Genomic DNA, 16,804 nt, shown 5'->3' with positions numbered 1-16,804 from the left:
ATTAACGATGTAAAACTAAATATGGTGGTAATGACGTGTGTTGCTTATTAAGATATTGATTTAACACCTCATCTAAATTAGTGGTACTAAAATTTTCAATGATAAGGCCACTTTCATTATTATTACTATCAAAAATAATTGCAGTCGGATTCTTAGTAATCTTATACTGGTTGGCAAATTGTTGATTTTTAGTTAATAGCATCGCAGGATTCGCGATGAGCCGTTCTTCTGCGAAGAGTGGCATATCAGCACCAATGTCGGTAAGGATTTTGGTTACCATCGTACGAGAATAGGCATTTTGCCGTACTAAAATTTGGTCCTGCATGGCATATAAAAATTTACGGGCTAAACTACGCCCTTGAGAAAGCACAGCGACATAATCAAGACTAATTGCATAATCAACCTGTGAAGGTGTGTGTGTATTAGACTCAATACCTTGGCGATACGTTTCATCCATTGTTGCTAAATTAATTAGTGGCAAAATGTGATAAGAAGATTTAGTATTGAGCGATTTTAGTACTTGAGTAAGTGCTTTTTGTGCTTGAAAACTTTCAAATTGCAGGGGGGTAATAAAATGAAAGACTTCTAACAAAAGGGGGAACCTCCTTTGACAAGGTGACAAGGCGATAAAAAAGGGGGCCTTGTGTGTTTGTTATTTCTTGTTTAAGTTCAAACCATAGTTTAGCACTGAAAGTTACAATACGCTATTGATTAGTCTCTTAATTAGAATTTTTTGTTCAGAATGGTAAGTTTACCGATAAAAAACGGGGATTAGAGTGCTATAATTTAAGAATGGAATTTTAAGTAGACGAATTGGAGGCTTGCCATGATTCAAGATTGGGAAAGTTTTTTATTACCATATGAACAAGCTGTTGCTGAATTGAAGGTCAAATTACGGGGGTTACGGCCACAATTTGATCAATTAGATCAGCAAACGCCTATTGAGTTTGTGACCGGACGGGTTAAACCAGCTGCAAGTATTAAAGAAAAGTTAGTCCGACGGCATGTCGATGAAGAACGCATTGAGCAAGATTTACAAGATATTGCCGGTTTGCGCATTATGACACAATTTGTGGATGATATATATCAAATTGTACATATTTTACGACAACGAACAGATATGAAAATTTTAGAAGAACGTGATTATGTGACGAACGCCAAGCCATCAGGGTACCGCTCGTATCATATTGTGATTGAGTATCCAGTCCAATTGGTAACTGGTGAAAAGAAGATTTTAGCGGAAATTCAAGTGCGCACGATGGCAATGAATTTTTGGGCTACGATTGAACACTCTTTAAAATATAAAAATAATGATGGTTTTACCGAAGAAGTAAGTGAACATCTTCGGACTTTAGCAGCCCAAGCCTACCAAATTGATGAAGAGTTGGCCCAAATTCGTAAAGAAATTCAAGCTAATAAAGTGGAATAAAAGGGGGATTTTATGCGAGTTGGTTTATATGCAAATAATAGTGCGCGGTCGCAACGTGTTGCAAAAAATCTGACCAACGCGCTAATTGCCAAAAATATCCCGATTGATAATGACCATCCAGAAGTTCTAATTAGTATTGGTGGCGATGGAACATTGTTAGGGGCTTTTCAAAAGTACCAAACCCAACTAAGTACGCTCCGGTTTGTCGGATTACATACCGGTCATTTAGGTTTTTATACTGACTGGCGTGAATATGAAATTGATGACTTGATAGCCTCATTGATTAACGATAAACAGGAACGAGTGGAATATCCAATTTTAGAGACCACCGTCACTTATGTTGATGGTTCAACGGAAGTTAAATTAGCGTTAAATGAAAGTATGGTCAAACGTGTTTCAGGAACGGTCGTTGCGGATGTATATTTAGGCGATCAATGGTTTGAACGCTTTCGTGGTGATGGCATGGCAATTAGTACGCCAACCGGCTCAACGGCCTACAATAAAGCCATTGGTGGGGCGGTGTTACACCCTAGCTTAGCCGCGTTACAATTAGCTGAATTAGCATCAATTAACAATCAAGTTTATCGAACATTAGGGTCACCACTTGTGACAGCACCAGATGAAATAATTAAAATTGTGCCGCAAGATGCGGACGGGTTAATTTTAACGTATGATCAAGGGTTAATTAATTCGCATGCCGTCAAAGAAATTTCGTATCGGATTGCACCACATCGAATCGCATTTGCAGAATATCGGCATATGCAATTTTGGCGGCGGGTGAATGAATCATTCATTGGTCATTTAAAGGAATAGAAGTAATAGGAAAAATTTAATGGAATTTACATGGAAAAAAGATAACGATATTGAACAAAAAGTAAAATCGTTTTTAGGTACGCATGGGGTTAGTCACCGAATGTTTTCACAGATTAAGCATAATGGTGGGGATATTCTCATTAATGGGGTGCACGGTCGCACTGTTGATTTTTTAAAAAATGGTGATGAAGTAACGATTATTATGCCACCAGAAGTGGATAACGATATCGTTGCGACTAGTTATGGTGCACTTGATGTGATTTATGAAGACAGTAATTTTTTAATTGTCAATAAACCAGCCGGAATGACGACCGTTCCTGGTCGCGCTGATCGTGAAGATACGTTGGTTAATCGGGTTAAGGGTTATTTGAAACAACAAGGCGCAACGGATTTAGTTCCTCACGTGGTAACCCGACTTGACCGCTTTACTTCTGGCTTGGTATTAATTGCTAAGCACCGTTTTGCACATGCGATGATGGATAAACAATTACAAGCCCATACGATGAATAAACAATATTATGCGGTGGTTACAGGGGTATTACCTGAAGACCACGCAATGATTGATGCCCCCATTGGCCGGATGGATGATGATTTTATTCGTCGCGAGGTTCGTGAAGATGGGCGGGCATCCCAAACTGAATATTGGGTAGAAGGACGGACCCCTGAGGCCACTTTAGCACGGATTCAATTGCATACCGGGCGGACGCACCAAATTCGCGTGCACTTTAGCCATTTGGGCTTTCCGTTATTAGGGGATGATATTTATGGTGGTCCACTTGATCGGGGGATTACTCGACAAGCATTACACGCCTTTTATTTAAGTTTTGAAGATCCCTTTACTAATCAACCCTTGGAATTTAAAGCGCCATTGCCAACAGATATGCAAGTTTTACTCGCTGAAAAATAAATTTACCAATATCAAACTGGGTAAATAAAATGAATATTAAATTATTTTTGTTTTTTGAAAATAATTCTTTTAAATTTTATAAATCACCATTAAAATAGGGTAATAGTCATAAAAAGGAGAATAGTATTTTGGTCGTTACGCGGGAAAAATACAAAGTTAGACTTTATCTGTCAGAGTTATTTGGTGAAGAAATTGAAGTTACGGGTGTTTATCGAGTGATTGATAAGCAAAAACGGATTTTAGTTGAAGATGTCCATGATAATAATGGGCATTTTATTTCGACGCATTTGTGGTTAAAAACCAATCCTGAATTCTATCACTACTTAGTAGGGATGAAACTGCAGCGCGGTTCAAAGATTCAGTTGCGGGGCTTTGTAGGGACATATAAACGAAGATATAAAGATGATAATGGTCACATTAGGTCAACCAACTCAGATGAATATACGCTAAAAAAGATTACATTAATGGCAAGTACCATTACTGAAGATGGCGAAGTATTTATTCGTCCAGAAGATTTATATTTCTATTCAGTAATCGCGGTTAATAATGGCGATGAATTTGAATTAGGAAAGTTACAAAAGTACTCTGATGCGGTTGGATATGCGCGTCAAGCTCGTAAAAAAGGGCGCGTCAAGGTACGACCAGCTAATGGCGAGACACGTTTTCAAGCATGGTTTGGCCGCTTACGCCGTGAACATGCATAATTAGTACTTTCAATAAAAATTATTTTTGCAATTATTATTAAAATTGGCACGTAAATAAAAACCGAGATGCGGATTCGCATCTCGGTTTTTATTATGTTATTGGTTGGTCGTAGTGACAAGCAATTGCTTAACAAAGGCTTGGATTTGTTCTTTAGCCATATCATCTGGATATAAGTTAAGTTTGAGATTGCTAACACCTTGCGTGGCACCAGTGGCAGCTAAGGCCGCCGCAAAGGCATCAACAGCGAGACAGTAATCATCTTCATAGAATAAATCACCCGAACCTGTCACACCATAGATAACGTCTGGGAGCTTAATTAAAGCTAAATCATCGTAAAAATCTAATCCTTCTTCTGGTAAAGCACCATTGTCGTATGTATATGGGACTAAGACAACAATATCAAAATTAAGTAAGGTTTGCACATCACAGAGTGAAATTTCTTTTTTAGTAACGTTAATATTATTTTGCTGAAGATTGGCAATAATTAAATCAGCGACCGCTTCATTATTACCAGTAATGGTCGCGTAGACAACTAGGGCATTAAGCATAAGCACCTCATAATAATTTAGATAATCACAGCATTGATAATTTATTTACCAAGCCGTTGGTGACGATAATTGGCTAACTCAGGACTTAAAACATATTCAGTCTTCGTTAACGCGGTTTGATCTTTAGCCCCAACGAGAGCGTAAAGTTCATGTAATTGGGTTTGCCAAGTTAAAATTTCGTTCGTTAAACCAACTTCTTTTTCGGTGAGCAATGTATGCAAGAAATGGCCGGCGACCCCAGTCATTTTAGCCCCCATAATTTGTGCTTTTAAAATATCAAGCGGATTATTAATACCTCCCGTTGCAAATAGGGTGATATCAGTCGAACTTAATTGACCCTCAATTAATGATTCAAGGGTTGTTTGCCCCCAATCAAGCATAAAGTCATAATCAGTCGCATGGTTACGTTGGTTCTCAATGGCCGCAAAGTTAGTCCCACCACGGCCACCAACATTGACATATTTAACCCCAATGGCTGCTAGTTTGGTTAGGGTAGTTTGACTAATCCCAAAACCAACTTCCTTAACAATCACGGGGACATCAACAGCGGCCACAATTTCGGCAAGGTTATCTAACCAATAAAATTCACGATCACCTTCAGGCATCACAATTTCTTGGGCGACATTAATGTGAATTTCAAGGGCATTGGCCTGGATTAAGTCAACAGCAAACTTGGCATCAGCAGCATTTCTACCAGCACCTAAATTTGCCAAAATAAACCCATCTGGATTTACTTGTCGCACGACTTCAAATGAAGCGTAAGAAGTAGGATCTTTAAGGGTAATTGATTGGCTTCCAACGGCCATCGCTAAGTTAGTTTCTTTAGCGACATTTGCTAATTGAGCATTGATTTGGCCAGTTCGTAATGAACCACCAGTCATCGCTTCGATATAGAAGGGGACCGGTAAATTAAAATCAGGTAATTGGACACTAATGTCGGTATCAGCAACTGCTAGTTCAGGGAGGCCGTGATGGATAATCCGTAAATCAGTAAAGTTAGCTTGCGGACCGGCTTTACGAATATTGGCTTCAGTAATTGCTAAGTGTTCGTCTTTACGATGAGCATGGGCAGATTCCATAATTATTCCTCACTTTCAAGTAAACTAGCTGGGCTAATATACGGTTGTAAACTCAATGGCGTAATCCCAGCCGCTTGCCAACTATCAATAATTTGTTCACGATTGGCTTCAGGGGTGATTAAGGTAAAACCATTATCACCAAAGCCGGCTCCGGAAGTTTTAGCTGCGCCCCCCATATTTGTGGCGATTTCAACTAATGTACGGAGTAACGGCGTTTCGATTTCAATATCAGTTTGCGTACTTAATGTGAGTAAAAATTCACGATTAAGGGCAATTCCACGCTGAATATCACCAAATTCATTGGTTAATAAACCATTTAAAAGCATCGAAACCGCGGCGTTAGACCCCGCTAAGAAATCACGATAAGTGGAGTCATCAGTGTATGAAGCAGCTTTTTTGAGGAGATTTTTAGTTTTAGCAGGTGACCCAGTCCAACCAACTAATAATTCTAAATTCGTTGGCGTGGGAATTGATTGGATATTTAGCTCAGGCCATTCGGCATCTACTAATGACGCATCAAGTAAATCATCAGTTTGGGTGCTAAACCATGTACGGTCTGGTGAATTATATGAAATCCAACCAGTGTAGACACTAGTGGCAATATCACCTAATGAACCGTTACCTTGGACTTGGAAATGGGCTAAAGCTGCTAGTTTGTAAATTTCGAGTGCTTGGAGACTCCGGTGATGAAAAGCTAAGATTGCTTTTACAACGGCAACCGTAACCGCAGCTGAACTACCAAGGCCAAGTTTGAGCCCATTAGTATGGTCAAGTTGGCTATCAATAACTAAGCTAAAGTCTTCAAATGGCCAGGCGTGTTTTTTGAAATAATTAAAAGTAATTTGCAGCGCCGCCGCAATGAATTCTAAATTAGAATCTACTTGAATCATTAATTGATCATTAACCCGCGTCCAATTAATGACGGCATCAGGCAATTGGGTTGAACGAATCTCACCAACTGCACTGGGGTTAATATCAGCAAAAACAAACTTGTCAATTGCGACCAAGATTGCCGATTGGCCAGGTTCAACGACGGCATATTCACCACCGATATAGAGTTTACCAGGTACTTTGATTTGCATATTTTATTCCTTATTATAAATAACTAATTCCAGGGCCGGGTTTAGCAACTTCAATCCCGGCGTTTGGGAAATTGTTTTTGATGGCCGCACAAATAACTTGCGTTGCGTCGCTTTGCGAAATAATCTTAACGTTTGGGCCGGCATCCATAGTTGCATAAGCTTGAATACCTTGGCGGCGTAAGTCTTGGACGAGATTTAAAATGCTAAGAGTATACCCATTAAAGTAGGTGAAAGCGGGCTTGGCAGTGAAATTCAAACTATGCATTTGGAGGGCATTGTGCTCAGCTAATTCACCGAGCGTTTGAAAATCATTATTTGCAATAGCTTGTTTCATGGCGACTAAGTCAACAGCCGATTCAGCGACCCACGTATTATAAAAAGGGGAAGTTGCAATCGCATGTTGCATTCCTTGGCGGCTCCCAATTTTCTTTTGGGAACCATCAAGGACCACTGTTAACATCTGAATATCCATTGTAACATTTTCTTGGATGGGATGCGCATAAGATGTGAAATCATCTTCGCCAGCTACCCATTCAGCAAAACCACCAAAAATTGAGCGCGAAGCTGAACCAGAGCCACGACGGGCTAAGCGTGAAAGGGCTTGGCGATCTAAATCAAGCCCCGCTGCTTTGCTACTGGCAGCTGCTAAGGCGGCAAAACCACTAGCTGATGAAGCTAAGCCGGCGGCAGTGGGCACATGATTGATACTGTTAATGCGGGCAAAAGTGTCAATTCCGGCCATTTGGCGAACCAAATCAAGAAAGGCTGTTGTCTTAGTAAGGGTATTATCAGTAATTAGCGTATCGTTTAATGATAGTTCATCATGCGTTAATTGCTCATCAAACACCACCGTTGTATCAGTATAAAATTGATCAAGCGTTAGCGATAAACTACTGGTTGTTGGAATAATTAACTCTGCATTTTTTTTACCCCAATATTTAATTAGGGCGATATTAGTATGGGCGCGGGCCGTAATTGGTGTATTCATTAATTAAGATGCTCCGTATTCATTTGGCTAGCTAAGGGACTAATCCAATATTCTTGGGCACCGACCGCACTTAAGGCATCGGCAATGCGTTGGGCATCCGTTAAATCTTTAGCTAGAGCGATTATACTCCCACCAATCCCTGAACCAGTCAATTTAGCGCCTAAGGCATTTTTTTCAATGGCTGTTTTGACTAAGGTCTCTAAGTGTGGATGTGAGACGCCAAGCGTCCGTAAATGGGCATGGGCTTTGGTCATTAATTGACCAAGCGCAACTAAATCGCCCGTTTGGAGGGCCGTTTTAGCTGAAGTAGCCGCTTCCCCTAAATCAGAAATTAAGCGGCGCGTTTTTGAAGGTTCTTCATCAAATAAGCGGCGCACAGCACTAACAGCTAACCCAGTTTGACCCATAATACCAGTGTCTGAAATGACTAAGTAACCAGGGACGTCAATTTTAAAGGGCGTCACTTCTTTATTTTTAATGAAGAAAATGGGATCTTCAGAACTACTAGTGGCGGTATCAATACCACTTGGAGAACCGTGGGTAATTGATTCTTCAATATTGGCCATTTTCAAGAGCGTTTTGCGATCAAGCGGTTCTTCAAATAGGGCATAAAAAGCACGAATAACCGCAATTGAAGTGGCGGCCGATGAACCCATTCCGCGTTCTTGCGGAATTTGACTATTGAACGTTAATTCAAAGCCTAAATCAGTAGCGTTAAATTGCTCAAGTAAAAAGACAATTAGTTGGCGGACACCTTCATAGGCCCCCGCCAAATCTGAGAGGCTACCATTGTAGTAGCGGCTTTTGATAATTTGTTGATGATCGTGTCGGATGATAATTGAGACAATCATATTAATATTTAGTAGTGGAATTGCAATGGCTGGTTCGCCGTAAACAACGGAATGTTCACCCATCAAAATAGCTTTGGCATGACTTTGTCCAATTGCTTTTGTTAACATAAATTCAGTTCTTCTTTCATTACTTAGCTCTATCTGTCCTAAGCATATTTTAAATATTTACTATCCATTATAGAAATAATCCTAGATTATTTTATCGCATATCAGCAAAACTAACCACTTTTTGTGGAAGCTTTCACCCAAGTTTCATGTTTTTTTTGATAAAATGTATTTATAATTATACCTTAGGAATGAAATTCAGGATGGAGAGGCAGTGTTTTGTTATTAGAAAATCAAAAATTTGCCGTTGTCGATATTGAGACAACTGGTACAAATATAAAAGACGGTGCCCGAATTATTCAAATCGGTGCGGTTATTGTGCAAAACAATAAAATTATTCAAACGTTTGCCACCAATATTAACCCTGAAGCAGCGATTCCACCAGCCGTGATTCAATTAACGGGGATTACGAATAAAGATGTTCACGATGCGCCTTTATTTAGTGATGTCGCCCAAACTTTATGGAATTTCTTACAGGATACCATTTTTGTGGCCCATAATATTAACTTTGATTTCCCATTTTTAGTGGCAGAATTTAAACGGGTCGGCTTACCAACTTTAGAAATCGATGGTATTGATACGGTACCATTAGCACAAATATTATATCCCACGGCCCCAGGCTATCGCTTAGCTGATTTAAGTCAATATTTAGCAATTAAGCACTTACAACCGCACCGCGCAGACTCTGATGCGCAAGCCACCGCACGATTATTTATGGACTTATGGCAAGTCGCGCGTGACTTACCATTATTAACGCTCCAAACTCTGCAAAAATTTGCTAATATTTTACCGCGACAAACCAGTATATTTTTTGATGCGCTGGTGACAGAACGCCAAGCTAATGCTAATCAGTTAGCCGCGCATTTAGTTATTGCCAATGATTTAGTACTAACTAAAGCAAATCAAACGGCCTTTAAACGCACGCAACCTAAACGCTATCCTAATACCCAACGGGCCAAAGAACAGTTGTTTAAAGGGGCCATTGAGTATCGCGGTGAACAAGCAAAATTTATGAACCTGATTTACAATAATTTTGCCCATCCCAATAGTTCCCCAATGATGTTAGAAGCACCCACGGGGATGGGGAAAACATTAGGATACTTGTTACCATTTGCTTATTTAAGTCAAACGGGTCGTAAAACGGTCATATCCGTGCCGACATTTTTGTTACAAGAGCAAGTTATGCACGTAATTGACCAAAAGTTAGCGCCGTTCTTACCGTTTAAAATTCAAGCCACCATGGTCAAAGGGCGCCAACATTATATTGATTTAACCAAATTTCGCCAAATTTTATTTAGTAAAGCGTCTAATTATGCGGATCAATTTTTGAAAATGCGGATTGTGGTGTGGTTAACGATGACGACAACTGGTGATTTGGATGAAATTCAAATTGGTAATCCAAACACGTTTTTTAGACAACAAATTGCTTACACAACGAAAAATGACGTGAATGAGTTTGGCGAATTGGCCTTTTATGAACGGCAACAAGCCGCAATTAAAAATGCTGATATGTTAGTTGTCAATCATGCGTTTTTAATCCAACATGCTGATGAATTTACTGAACAACCATTTTTAGTTGTCGATGAAGCCCATCAGTTAGCACCGAGTGTTTTAGCGGTTTCACGGAACCAATTTTCATTTGCTAGTGCTTTAAAGAGCATCACCCAATTACAAGGGTTATTGTTAAATAATCATAATCGCGATATTTTTGATATTTTCCGTGGCAGTCTTGGTAATGATGAATTACTCAAAAAAATTAGTAGTGCCACCCAAGGTATTGCGGAAAATTTAAATCAATTATTGATGTTGTTATATCGTCACTTTTTATTAAACGTGCAGTTAGTAACGACACCACTAGGCTTTGAAAAACGGATTAGCTCCCAAGGAATGGCCACATTTTTTGGCCAACATACCGATTTGATTACCCGCTTACAAAATGATGTTACCGACTTAAAATTGGCCTTAGCCGGGTTAAATAATATTTTTGAAACAGAAAATCAACGGTGGTTAGCTAATGATTTTGAACAAATGGCGGCCTTTCAAGCAGAGGCCAATTTATTGGAACAACAATTAGAAGTATTTTGGACGTTACATGCGCAAGTATTAAATGATCCCGAAAAAGGCGTCTTTTGGTTAAACAGTAATTCGCAAAATCAATCATCAAATCTTATTTTGAGTAGCTCACTAATTAACACGGAAGCGTTCTTTACTGACAAAATGTATCCGTACTTTCAAGCACCGATATTTGTTGGGGCGACATTATTTAGTTCCGCACGCTCACAATATGTATTTGATCAATTGAATTTAGTTAAGGATAATGTCAAAGTTAAACGTTTTGCAGATAATTTTCCATATGAAGCTCAAGCCCAACTAGTCTTAGTTAGTGATGCACCAGATCCACGGCAAACTAATCAATTTATGTATAGTGATTACTTAGCGCGCCAAATTAAACAATTATTAACGGGCGTTTCAAAAAAAGCGTTAATCTTGTTTAATTCGTTAGCGACGATTGAACAAGTAACTAAGCTCTTACATGGGATGCCAGAATTACATCATTTTACGATCTTAGCCCAAGGAGTGAGTGGTTCTAATAGTAAGATTTTACGTAAGTTTAAAGACGAAGAACACGTAATTTTACTTGGTAGTGGTGGCTTTTGGGAAGGGATTGATATGCCCAGTGATGAAATTGAATTACTGATTATTACCCGGTTACCTTTTGAAAATCCCGAGAGTCCCTTAATTCAAGCCCAAAATGATTGGTTAGAGCAACAACATCGAAATCCGTTTTATAACTTGAGTTTGCCCAAAGCAATTTTACGTTTACGGCAGGGAATTGGTCGAATTTTACGCACCCCGGATGCGATTGGCATGGTTATTATCCTAGATGCCCGGATTGTTAATAAAAAATATGGTAAAACAATAATTAATGCGTTACCTAAAAAACTACCAATCAACACAATTACTAGTGCTCAAATTGCGGCCACTGCGGCTGATTTTTTTAAACGCACACTCAAATAAAATTAAATAAGCACACAAGGAGTGAGCATATGAAGAAAACCCTTTTATTAATTGATGGTAATAGCTTGGCCTTTCGGGCCTTTTACGCCATGCATTCGCAATTAGATCGCATGAAAAACCAAGACGGCTTACATACGAATGCGTTAGTCGCTTTTAATAACTTTCTGGATACGTTAGTTGATCCGATGCAACCAGATTACTGTCTAGTTGCTTGGGATGCTGGTAAAACGACCTTTCGAACTGAGAAATTAGATTCTTATAAAGGCAGTCGTCAATCAACGCCACCGGAATTAGTCGAACAATTTCCTTATTTACGTCAATTGGTTGAATTTCATGGGATAACATCTTATGAATTACCAGGCTATGAAGCTGATGATATTATTGGAACCTTAGCTAAAGTGGGGGCCAAAGAAGGCTTGGCGGTTACAATTGTGACTGGAGATCGTGATTTACTCCAGTTAGTTGATGAAAATATCACGGTCTTGGTAACTAAAAAAGGAGTTTCAGAGTTAGAAACTTTTGATCCGGCTGCCGTGATGGAGAAGTATGATGGTTTAACTGCCGAACAAGTCGTTGATATGAAGGCCCTTACTGGTGATACGGCCGATAATTATCCTGGTGTAACTAAAATTGGACCGGTTACGGCCATTAAGCTATTAAAGGAATGGGGCACATTAGAAAAGCTATATGAAAATGTGGATTCATTGAAACAATCAAAAATGAAAGATAATTTGATTAATGATCGTGAACAAGCCTTTATGTCCCAAGATTTAGCCCGTATTCGGACTGATGTTGAGTTACCAGTGGGAATTGCGGATATTAATTATCGGGGAGCTGATTATGAAGGGATTGTTCCGTTCTATCAAATGCTTAACTTTAAGCAACAATTGGCTAAGTTATATGCCGCTGGTCATGGCCAGACCGGTAAAGCAGCCACGGCAAATAAACCACCGCTTAAAATGCAACCAATCACTGAAGATAATTTAGCTGATGTAGCTAATTTAGCGGGTGAGATTAGTTTTTATCTAGAAACCACGTCCCCCAATTATCACATTAGTGAAATGGTTGGCTTTGCCATTGGGAATGCGACGCAAGGTTACTTTGTAGCCCGCAGTGTCGATTGGTTATTAATTCCAACGGTGAGTGAGTTATTAACCAACCCCAATATTAAGAAAAATGTCTATAACGCCAAAGCTACGATTGTGTTATTAAATCGTTTGGGCATTAAGTTACAAAATGTGGCTGTTGACATTATTTTGGCTGCTTACTTACTTGATACCAATACGAATGTTGATGATATTGGTGAATTAGCTCAACAATTTGATTATTACGATATTGAAAGTGATGAAGTCGTCTATGGTAAGGGAGCTAAATTTGCGATTCCAACGGATGATGACATCTTATTTAAACATTTAGTGAATAAGGTCCATGCCATTGATCAATTAGCACCGAAAGTAACGGCAAAACTAGTTGAACATGAACAGTTACCATTATATGAAACAATTGAATTACCATTAACCTATGTTTTAGCTCAAATGGAAATCACCGGGATTACCGTTGATACTGAGCAATTACGCGCGCAAGGTAGTAAGTTAATTGAACGGTTAAGTGAATTAGAACAAGCGATTTATCGCCAAGCCGGTCAAGAATTTAATATTCAATCACCTAAACAATTAGGGGAAATTTTATTTGAAAAAATGCAACTACCAGTCATTAAAAAGACGAAAACGGGTTACTCAACGGCGGTTGATGTTTTAGAAAAATTAGCACCAGAAGCCCCGATTGTCGAAGATATTTTGCAATATCGGCAAGTTGCAAAGTTACAACAAACCTATATTGAAGGTTTGTTAAAGGTGGTTCATAGCACAGATTCAAAAATTCACACCCGGTATATGCAAACTTTGACGCAGACGGGGCGGTTATCATCAGTTGATCCTAATTTACAAAATATTCCAATTCGCTTAGAAGAAGGCCGTAAAATTCGCCAAGCATTTGTGCCCAGTCATCCGGATTGGCAAATTTTTGGGGCCGATTATTCACAAATTGAATTACGGGTTTTAGCCCACATTACCGGTGATGAACACTTGCAAGCCGCTTTTAAAGAAGATGATGATATTCATGCGGCCACGGCCCGACGAATTTTTGGCTTAGCCCCGGATGAAGTTGTAGATGGAAACATGCGGCGCAAGGCCAAAGCGGTTAACTTTGGGATTGTTTATGGGATTTCAGATTTTGGGTTGAGTCAAAGTATTGGTGTTTCCCGGGCTGAAGCTAAAACGATGATTGCAACGTATTTTGAACAATATCCCGGTGTGGCGGCTTGGTTAGAACAAGTTGTTGCGGAAGCTAAATTAAATGGCTATGTAGAAACGTTGTCAAAACGCCGGCGCTATTTACCAGAAATTAATGCAAAAACGTTTAATTTACGGAGCTTTGCCGAACGAACAGCGATGAATACGCCGATTCAAGGTTCAGCGGCCGATATTATTAAACTAGCGATGATTAATATGCAAGCAGCCTTAAAGGAACGTGGCTTACAATCTAAAATGTTACTGCAAGTGCACGATGAACTGATTTTTGAAGCACCAACTAGTGAAATCGCTACTTTGGAGCAATTAGTTCCCAAAATCATGGATTCAGCGGTTACGTTAGATGTACCATTAAAAGTTGAAAGTCATTACGGTCCAACGTGGTTTGATGCAAAATAAAAATGAATGAGGATACCAGATGCCTGAATTACCAGAAGTCGAAACTGTACGACGAGGACTATTACACTTAGTTCAAAAACGACAAATTAAAGCTGTTGAATTATTATGGCCCAAAACAATTGAAGGGGATGTGCCAGCAATTATTAAAGCCCTTGCTAATCGGACAATTGAAGATATTGACCGCCGAGGGAAATTTTTACTTTTTCGCTTAAGTGGTGATTATACTTTGGTTAGTCATTTACGGATGGAAGGTAAATACAATACGGTCCCAGCGGGCATCCCACCTGAAAAACATGTTTGTGTGGTCTTTCATTTAGATCATGATACGGATTTATGGTACTTGGATACGCGTAAATTTGGCCGGATGCAATTCGTACCAACGGGGATGGAAAATCAATTGGTCCCTGGAATTAAAAAAATGGGCCCAGAACCAACTGAAGATGACCTAACGACCGAATATTTAGTGGAAATTATGGCTAAATCGCGTAAAATTATTAAACCGTTTTTACTCGATCAAAGTAATCTCGCTGGATTGGGAAATATTTATGTTGATGAAGTTTTATGGCAAAGTAAAATCCATCCGGAACAACCAGTTAATACAGTGACGTTGGCAGAAATTACGGAATTACGGGCCAATATCATTAGTGAAATTAAACGCGCCATTGAGCATCATGGGACGACGGTGCACTCATATACGAATGCGTTTGGTGAAGCCGGGGCGTTTCAAAATGAATTACAAGCCTATGGCCGCAATGGTGAACCATGCTTACGCTGTGGAACGCTAATGCAAAAAATGAAAGTTGCCCAACGCGGAACTACTTATTGTCCACAATGTCAACAAATTCATGCGTAGAAATTAATGAGGCTGCCAATGAAAATTATGGGATTAACAGGTGGGATTGCATCTGGAAAATCAACGGTAAGTCAATATTTGGCCCAAAAAGGAATTCCAATTATTGATGCGGATATTGTTGCCCGTGAAGTCGTCGCACCCGATAAACCGTTATTAGCCCATTTAGTGGCCCATTTTGGATCTGAAATTTTACTACCAACCGGGACATTAAATCGCCGGGCGTTGGGGGAGATTGTCTTTAATGATGCTAATGAATTAAAGCTGTTAAATGAATTGATGGATCCAGCAATTCGAACGGCCATTATGCAAAAAATCACGGCTTACCAAGCAGCGGGCACAGCACTCGTTTGCTTGGATGCGCCAACTTTATTTGAAGCCCACTATGAGCATACGGTTGATTTTGTGGTAGTGGTTTATGTCAGTCCTGAGGTCCAGTTGACCCGCTTAAAGTTACGCGATAATTTATCACTCACGGCCGCCCAACAACGGATTGCCGCCCAGATTAGTATCGATGAAAAGCGGCGTCGGGCGGATTATGTGATTGATAATCAAGGTGATTTGGCACAAACATATTGCCAAGTTGATGACTTACTAGCGATTGTCAACAGTTTGACATAGTAAAGTTAAATTTGATGTGGTATTATAATCTAATATATTTAGTTAATTGACAATTTTATTGGAGGATATGCGTAATGGTTAAACGCGGCATGTTAATCGTCTTATCTGGACCATCTGGTGTAGGTAAGGGGACAGTCCGTAAGGCAATTTTTGAACAAGGTGATAATGATTTTGTTTATTCAGTATCAATGACCACACGACAACCACGTGAGGGTGAAGTAAACGGCGAAGATTATTACTTTGTCACAAAGGCAGAATTTGAGGCTGAGATTGCCAATGGTGGCATGTTAGAATATGCGCAATACGTTGACAACTACTATGGCACACCTTTAAAATACATTAACCAAACACTTGATGAAGGTTATGACGTCTTTTTAGAAATTGAAGTTCAAGGAGCGATGCAAGTTCGTGAAAAGATGCCAGATGGGGTTTATATTTTCTTAACACCACCTGATTTAAAAGAATTAAAGAACCGTTTAGTTGGTCGGGGAACCGATTCAATTGAAGTGATTGATAAGCGTATTGAAACAGCAATCACGGAAATTAAAATGATGCAAAATTATGACTACGCGGTTGTTAACGACGAAGTACCGTTGGCAGTTGAACGAATCAAAGATATTATTCGTGCCGAACACTTAAGCGTTAACCGTGTGATGCCAGAATACACAGAAATGATTGGAGAATTAGAACGATGATTTTATACCCATCTGTTGATAAATTATTAGAAAATGTTGATTCACGTTACAAGTTAATTTCATTAGCTTCAAAACGTGCTCACGAACTTGAAGCTGGTGCTAAGCCAACTTTAGATCACTTTGATTCCGTTAAATCAATTGGTCAAGCACTTGAAGAAATTGAAGCTGGTGATGTGATTATCGAACCAGGAACTGATGCCATTGCCGAAGCCGCTAAATTGCGTAAGAATGGTTTCAAGTAATTTTAAATATTATTAAAAAACCAAGGGAGTTAGCTCCTTTGGTTTTTTTGTTTAAGCCGTGATTTTTAAAGATTAAATGAATTAAAACTATTAATCAGCGAAAAATTACTAAATTTATTACATTCAAACGAACAAATCAGTGAATTATTGGTAGAATAGAGTT

General features: G+C 39.3%; 16 protein-coding genes. 10 read left to right on the top strand and 6 right to left on the bottom strand.

Annotated features, from left to right (window positions below):
- Position 1: 1 nt before the first annotated feature.
- Entirely contained in the window at positions 2-592 is a 591-nt protein-coding gene (locus LQZ76_RS04390; RefSeq protein WP_230098553.1) for a DsbA family protein, read from the bottom strand.
- A gap of 234 nt (positions 593-826) precedes the next feature.
- On the opposite strand from LQZ76_RS04390, the gene LQZ76_RS04385 reads away from it, so the two are divergent.
- The 4 genes from LQZ76_RS04385 to LQZ76_RS04370 all read left to right on the top strand — a co-directional run bounded on the left by LQZ76_RS04385 (position 827) and on the right by LQZ76_RS04370 (position 3,853).
- On the top strand, positions 827-1,429 hold the full coding sequence (locus LQZ76_RS04385; RefSeq protein WP_230098552.1) for a GTP pyrophosphokinase: 603 nt from the start codon (positions 827-829) through the stop codon (positions 1,427-1,429).
- 12 nt (positions 1,430-1,441) lie between these two features.
- Positions 1,442-2,242 (top strand): NAD kinase, encoded by an 801-nt coding sequence (locus tag LQZ76_RS04380; RefSeq protein ID WP_230098551.1) that lies wholly within the window; start codon positions 1,442-1,444, stop codon positions 2,240-2,242.
- Between the two features lie 19 nt (positions 2,243-2,261).
- A complete protein-coding gene (locus LQZ76_RS04375; RefSeq protein WP_230098550.1) occupies positions 2,262-3,149 on the top strand; it encodes an RluA family pseudouridine synthase in 888 nt (295 codons plus the stop codon).
- 128 nt (positions 3,150-3,277) lie between these two features.
- Positions 3,278-3,853 carry a hypothetical protein gene (locus tag LQZ76_RS04370; protein WP_230098549.1) on the top strand — a complete coding sequence of 192 codons (576 nt, stop codon included), beginning with the start codon at positions 3,278-3,280 and terminating at the stop codon, positions 3,851-3,853.
- A 96-nt stretch (positions 3,854-3,949) separates the two neighbouring features.
- On the opposite strand, the gene LQZ76_RS04365 is transcribed toward LQZ76_RS04370, so the two are convergent.
- From LQZ76_RS04365 to mvk, 5 genes are read right to left on the bottom strand one after another with little or no spacing between them, the layout of a single operon-like run.
- Complete coding sequence (locus tag LQZ76_RS04365) at positions 3,950-4,402, bottom strand: flavodoxin domain-containing protein (RefSeq protein WP_230098548.1); 453 nt, start codon at positions 4,400-4,402, stop codon at positions 3,950-3,952.
- Positions 4,403-4,443: 41 nt separating this feature from the next.
- The gene (gene fni / locus LQZ76_RS04360; RefSeq protein WP_230098547.1) at positions 4,444-5,481 is read right to left on the bottom strand and encodes a type 2 isopentenyl-diphosphate Delta-isomerase; all 1,038 of its coding nucleotides are present in this window, start codon (positions 5,479-5,481) and stop codon (positions 4,444-4,446) included.
- A 2-nt stretch (positions 5,482-5,483) separates the two neighbouring features.
- On the bottom strand, positions 5,484-6,563 hold the full coding sequence (locus LQZ76_RS04355) for a phosphomevalonate kinase (RefSeq protein ID WP_230098546.1): 1,080 nt from the start codon (positions 6,561-6,563) through the stop codon (positions 5,484-5,486).
- Positions 6,564-6,576: 13 nt separating this feature from the next.
- Positions 6,577-7,551, bottom strand: a complete 975-nt coding sequence (gene mvaD, locus LQZ76_RS04350) for a diphosphomevalonate decarboxylase (RefSeq protein ID WP_230098545.1) — start codon at positions 7,549-7,551, stop codon at positions 6,577-6,579.
- Positions 7,551-8,510, bottom strand: a complete 960-nt coding sequence (gene mvk, locus LQZ76_RS04345) for a mevalonate kinase (protein WP_230098544.1) — start codon at positions 8,508-8,510, stop codon at positions 7,551-7,553. The genes mvaD and mvk overlap by 1 nt, the downstream gene beginning before the upstream one ends.
- A gap of 216 nt (positions 8,511-8,726) precedes the next feature.
- On the opposite strand from mvk, the gene LQZ76_RS04340 reads away from it, so the two are divergent.
- The 6 genes from LQZ76_RS04340 to rpoZ all read left to right on the top strand — a co-directional run bounded on the left by LQZ76_RS04340 (position 8,727) and on the right by rpoZ (position 16,641).
- Positions 8,727-11,525, top strand: a complete 2,799-nt coding sequence (locus tag LQZ76_RS04340) for a helicase C-terminal domain-containing protein (RefSeq protein WP_230098543.1) — start codon at positions 8,727-8,729, stop codon at positions 11,523-11,525.
- A gap of 29 nt (positions 11,526-11,554) precedes the next feature.
- Positions 11,555-14,233, top strand: coding sequence for a DNA polymerase I (gene polA, locus LQZ76_RS04335; RefSeq protein WP_230098542.1), 2,679 nt, complete (start codon positions 11,555-11,557; stop codon positions 14,231-14,233).
- Positions 14,234-14,252: 19 nt separating this feature from the next.
- A complete protein-coding gene (mutM, locus tag LQZ76_RS04330; protein ID WP_230098541.1) occupies positions 14,253-15,086 on the top strand; it encodes a bifunctional DNA-formamidopyrimidine glycosylase/DNA-(apurinic or apyrimidinic site) lyase in 834 nt (277 codons plus the stop codon).
- 18 nt (positions 15,087-15,104) lie between these two features.
- Positions 15,105-15,704 carry a dephospho-CoA kinase gene (gene coaE, locus LQZ76_RS04325; protein WP_230098540.1) on the top strand — a complete coding sequence of 200 codons (600 nt, stop codon included), beginning with the start codon at positions 15,105-15,107 and terminating at the stop codon, positions 15,702-15,704.
- A 74-nt stretch (positions 15,705-15,778) separates the two neighbouring features.
- Positions 15,779-16,399 carry a guanylate kinase gene (gene gmk / locus LQZ76_RS04320; RefSeq protein WP_230098539.1) on the top strand — a complete coding sequence of 207 codons (621 nt, stop codon included), beginning with the start codon at positions 15,779-15,781 and terminating at the stop codon, positions 16,397-16,399.
- Positions 16,396-16,641, top strand: a complete 246-nt coding sequence (gene rpoZ, locus LQZ76_RS04315) for a DNA-directed RNA polymerase subunit omega (RefSeq protein ID WP_230098538.1) — start codon at positions 16,396-16,398, stop codon at positions 16,639-16,641. The genes gmk and rpoZ overlap by 4 nt, the downstream gene beginning before the upstream one ends.
- The last annotated feature ends 163 nt before the right edge of the window (positions 16,642-16,804 follow it).

Source organism: Periweissella ghanensis (assembly GCF_918814755.1).
Taxonomy (GTDB): Bacteria; Bacillota; Bacilli; order Lactobacillales; family Lactobacillaceae; genus Periweissella; species Periweissella ghanensis.
Note: the sequence above shows the minus strand (reverse complement) of the source record. Positions and strands in the feature narration are given on the sequence as shown.

What these genes read in the sequence shown, in the direction of transcription:
- LQZ76_RS04355 (WP_230098546.1), bottom strand. Translation starts at nt 6,563, where the DNA reads ATGCAAATCAAAGTACCTGGTAAACTCTATATCGGTGGTGAATATGCC.
- LQZ76_RS04380 (WP_230098551.1), top strand. Translation starts at nt 1,442, where the DNA reads ATGCGAGTTGGTTTATATGCAAATAATAGTGCGCGGTCGCAACGTGTT.
- LQZ76_RS04375 (WP_230098550.1), top strand. Translation starts at nt 2,262, where the DNA reads ATGGAATTTACATGGAAAAAAGATAACGATATTGAACAAAAAGTAAAA.
- gmk (WP_230098539.1), top strand. Translation starts at nt 15,779, where the DNA reads ATGGTTAAACGCGGCATGTTAATCGTCTTATCTGGACCATCTGGTGTA.
- coaE (WP_230098540.1), top strand. Translation starts at nt 15,105, where the DNA reads ATGAAAATTATGGGATTAACAGGTGGGATTGCATCTGGAAAATCAACG.
- LQZ76_RS04385 (WP_230098552.1), top strand. Translation starts at nt 827, where the DNA reads ATGATTCAAGATTGGGAAAGTTTTTTATTACCATATGAACAAGCTGTT.
- fni (WP_230098547.1), bottom strand. Translation starts at nt 5,481, where the DNA reads ATGGAATCTGCCCATGCTCATCGTAAAGACGAACACTTAGCAATTACT.
- mvk (WP_230098544.1), bottom strand. Translation starts at nt 8,510, where the DNA reads ATGTTAACAAAAGCAATTGGACAAAGTCATGCCAAAGCTATTTTGATG.
- LQZ76_RS04365 (WP_230098548.1), bottom strand. Translation starts at nt 4,402, where the DNA reads ATGCTTAATGCCCTAGTTGTCTACGCGACCATTACTGGTAATAATGAA.
- polA (WP_230098542.1), top strand. Translation starts at nt 11,555, where the DNA reads ATGAAGAAAACCCTTTTATTAATTGATGGTAATAGCTTGGCCTTTCGG.
- mvaD (WP_230098545.1), bottom strand. Translation starts at nt 7,551, where the DNA reads ATGAATACACCAATTACGGCCCGCGCCCATACTAATATCGCCCTAATT.
- rpoZ (WP_230098538.1), top strand. Translation starts at nt 16,396, where the DNA reads ATGATTTTATACCCATCTGTTGATAAATTATTAGAAAATGTTGATTCA.
- mutM (WP_230098541.1), top strand. Translation starts at nt 14,253, where the DNA reads ATGCCTGAATTACCAGAAGTCGAAACTGTACGACGAGGACTATTACAC.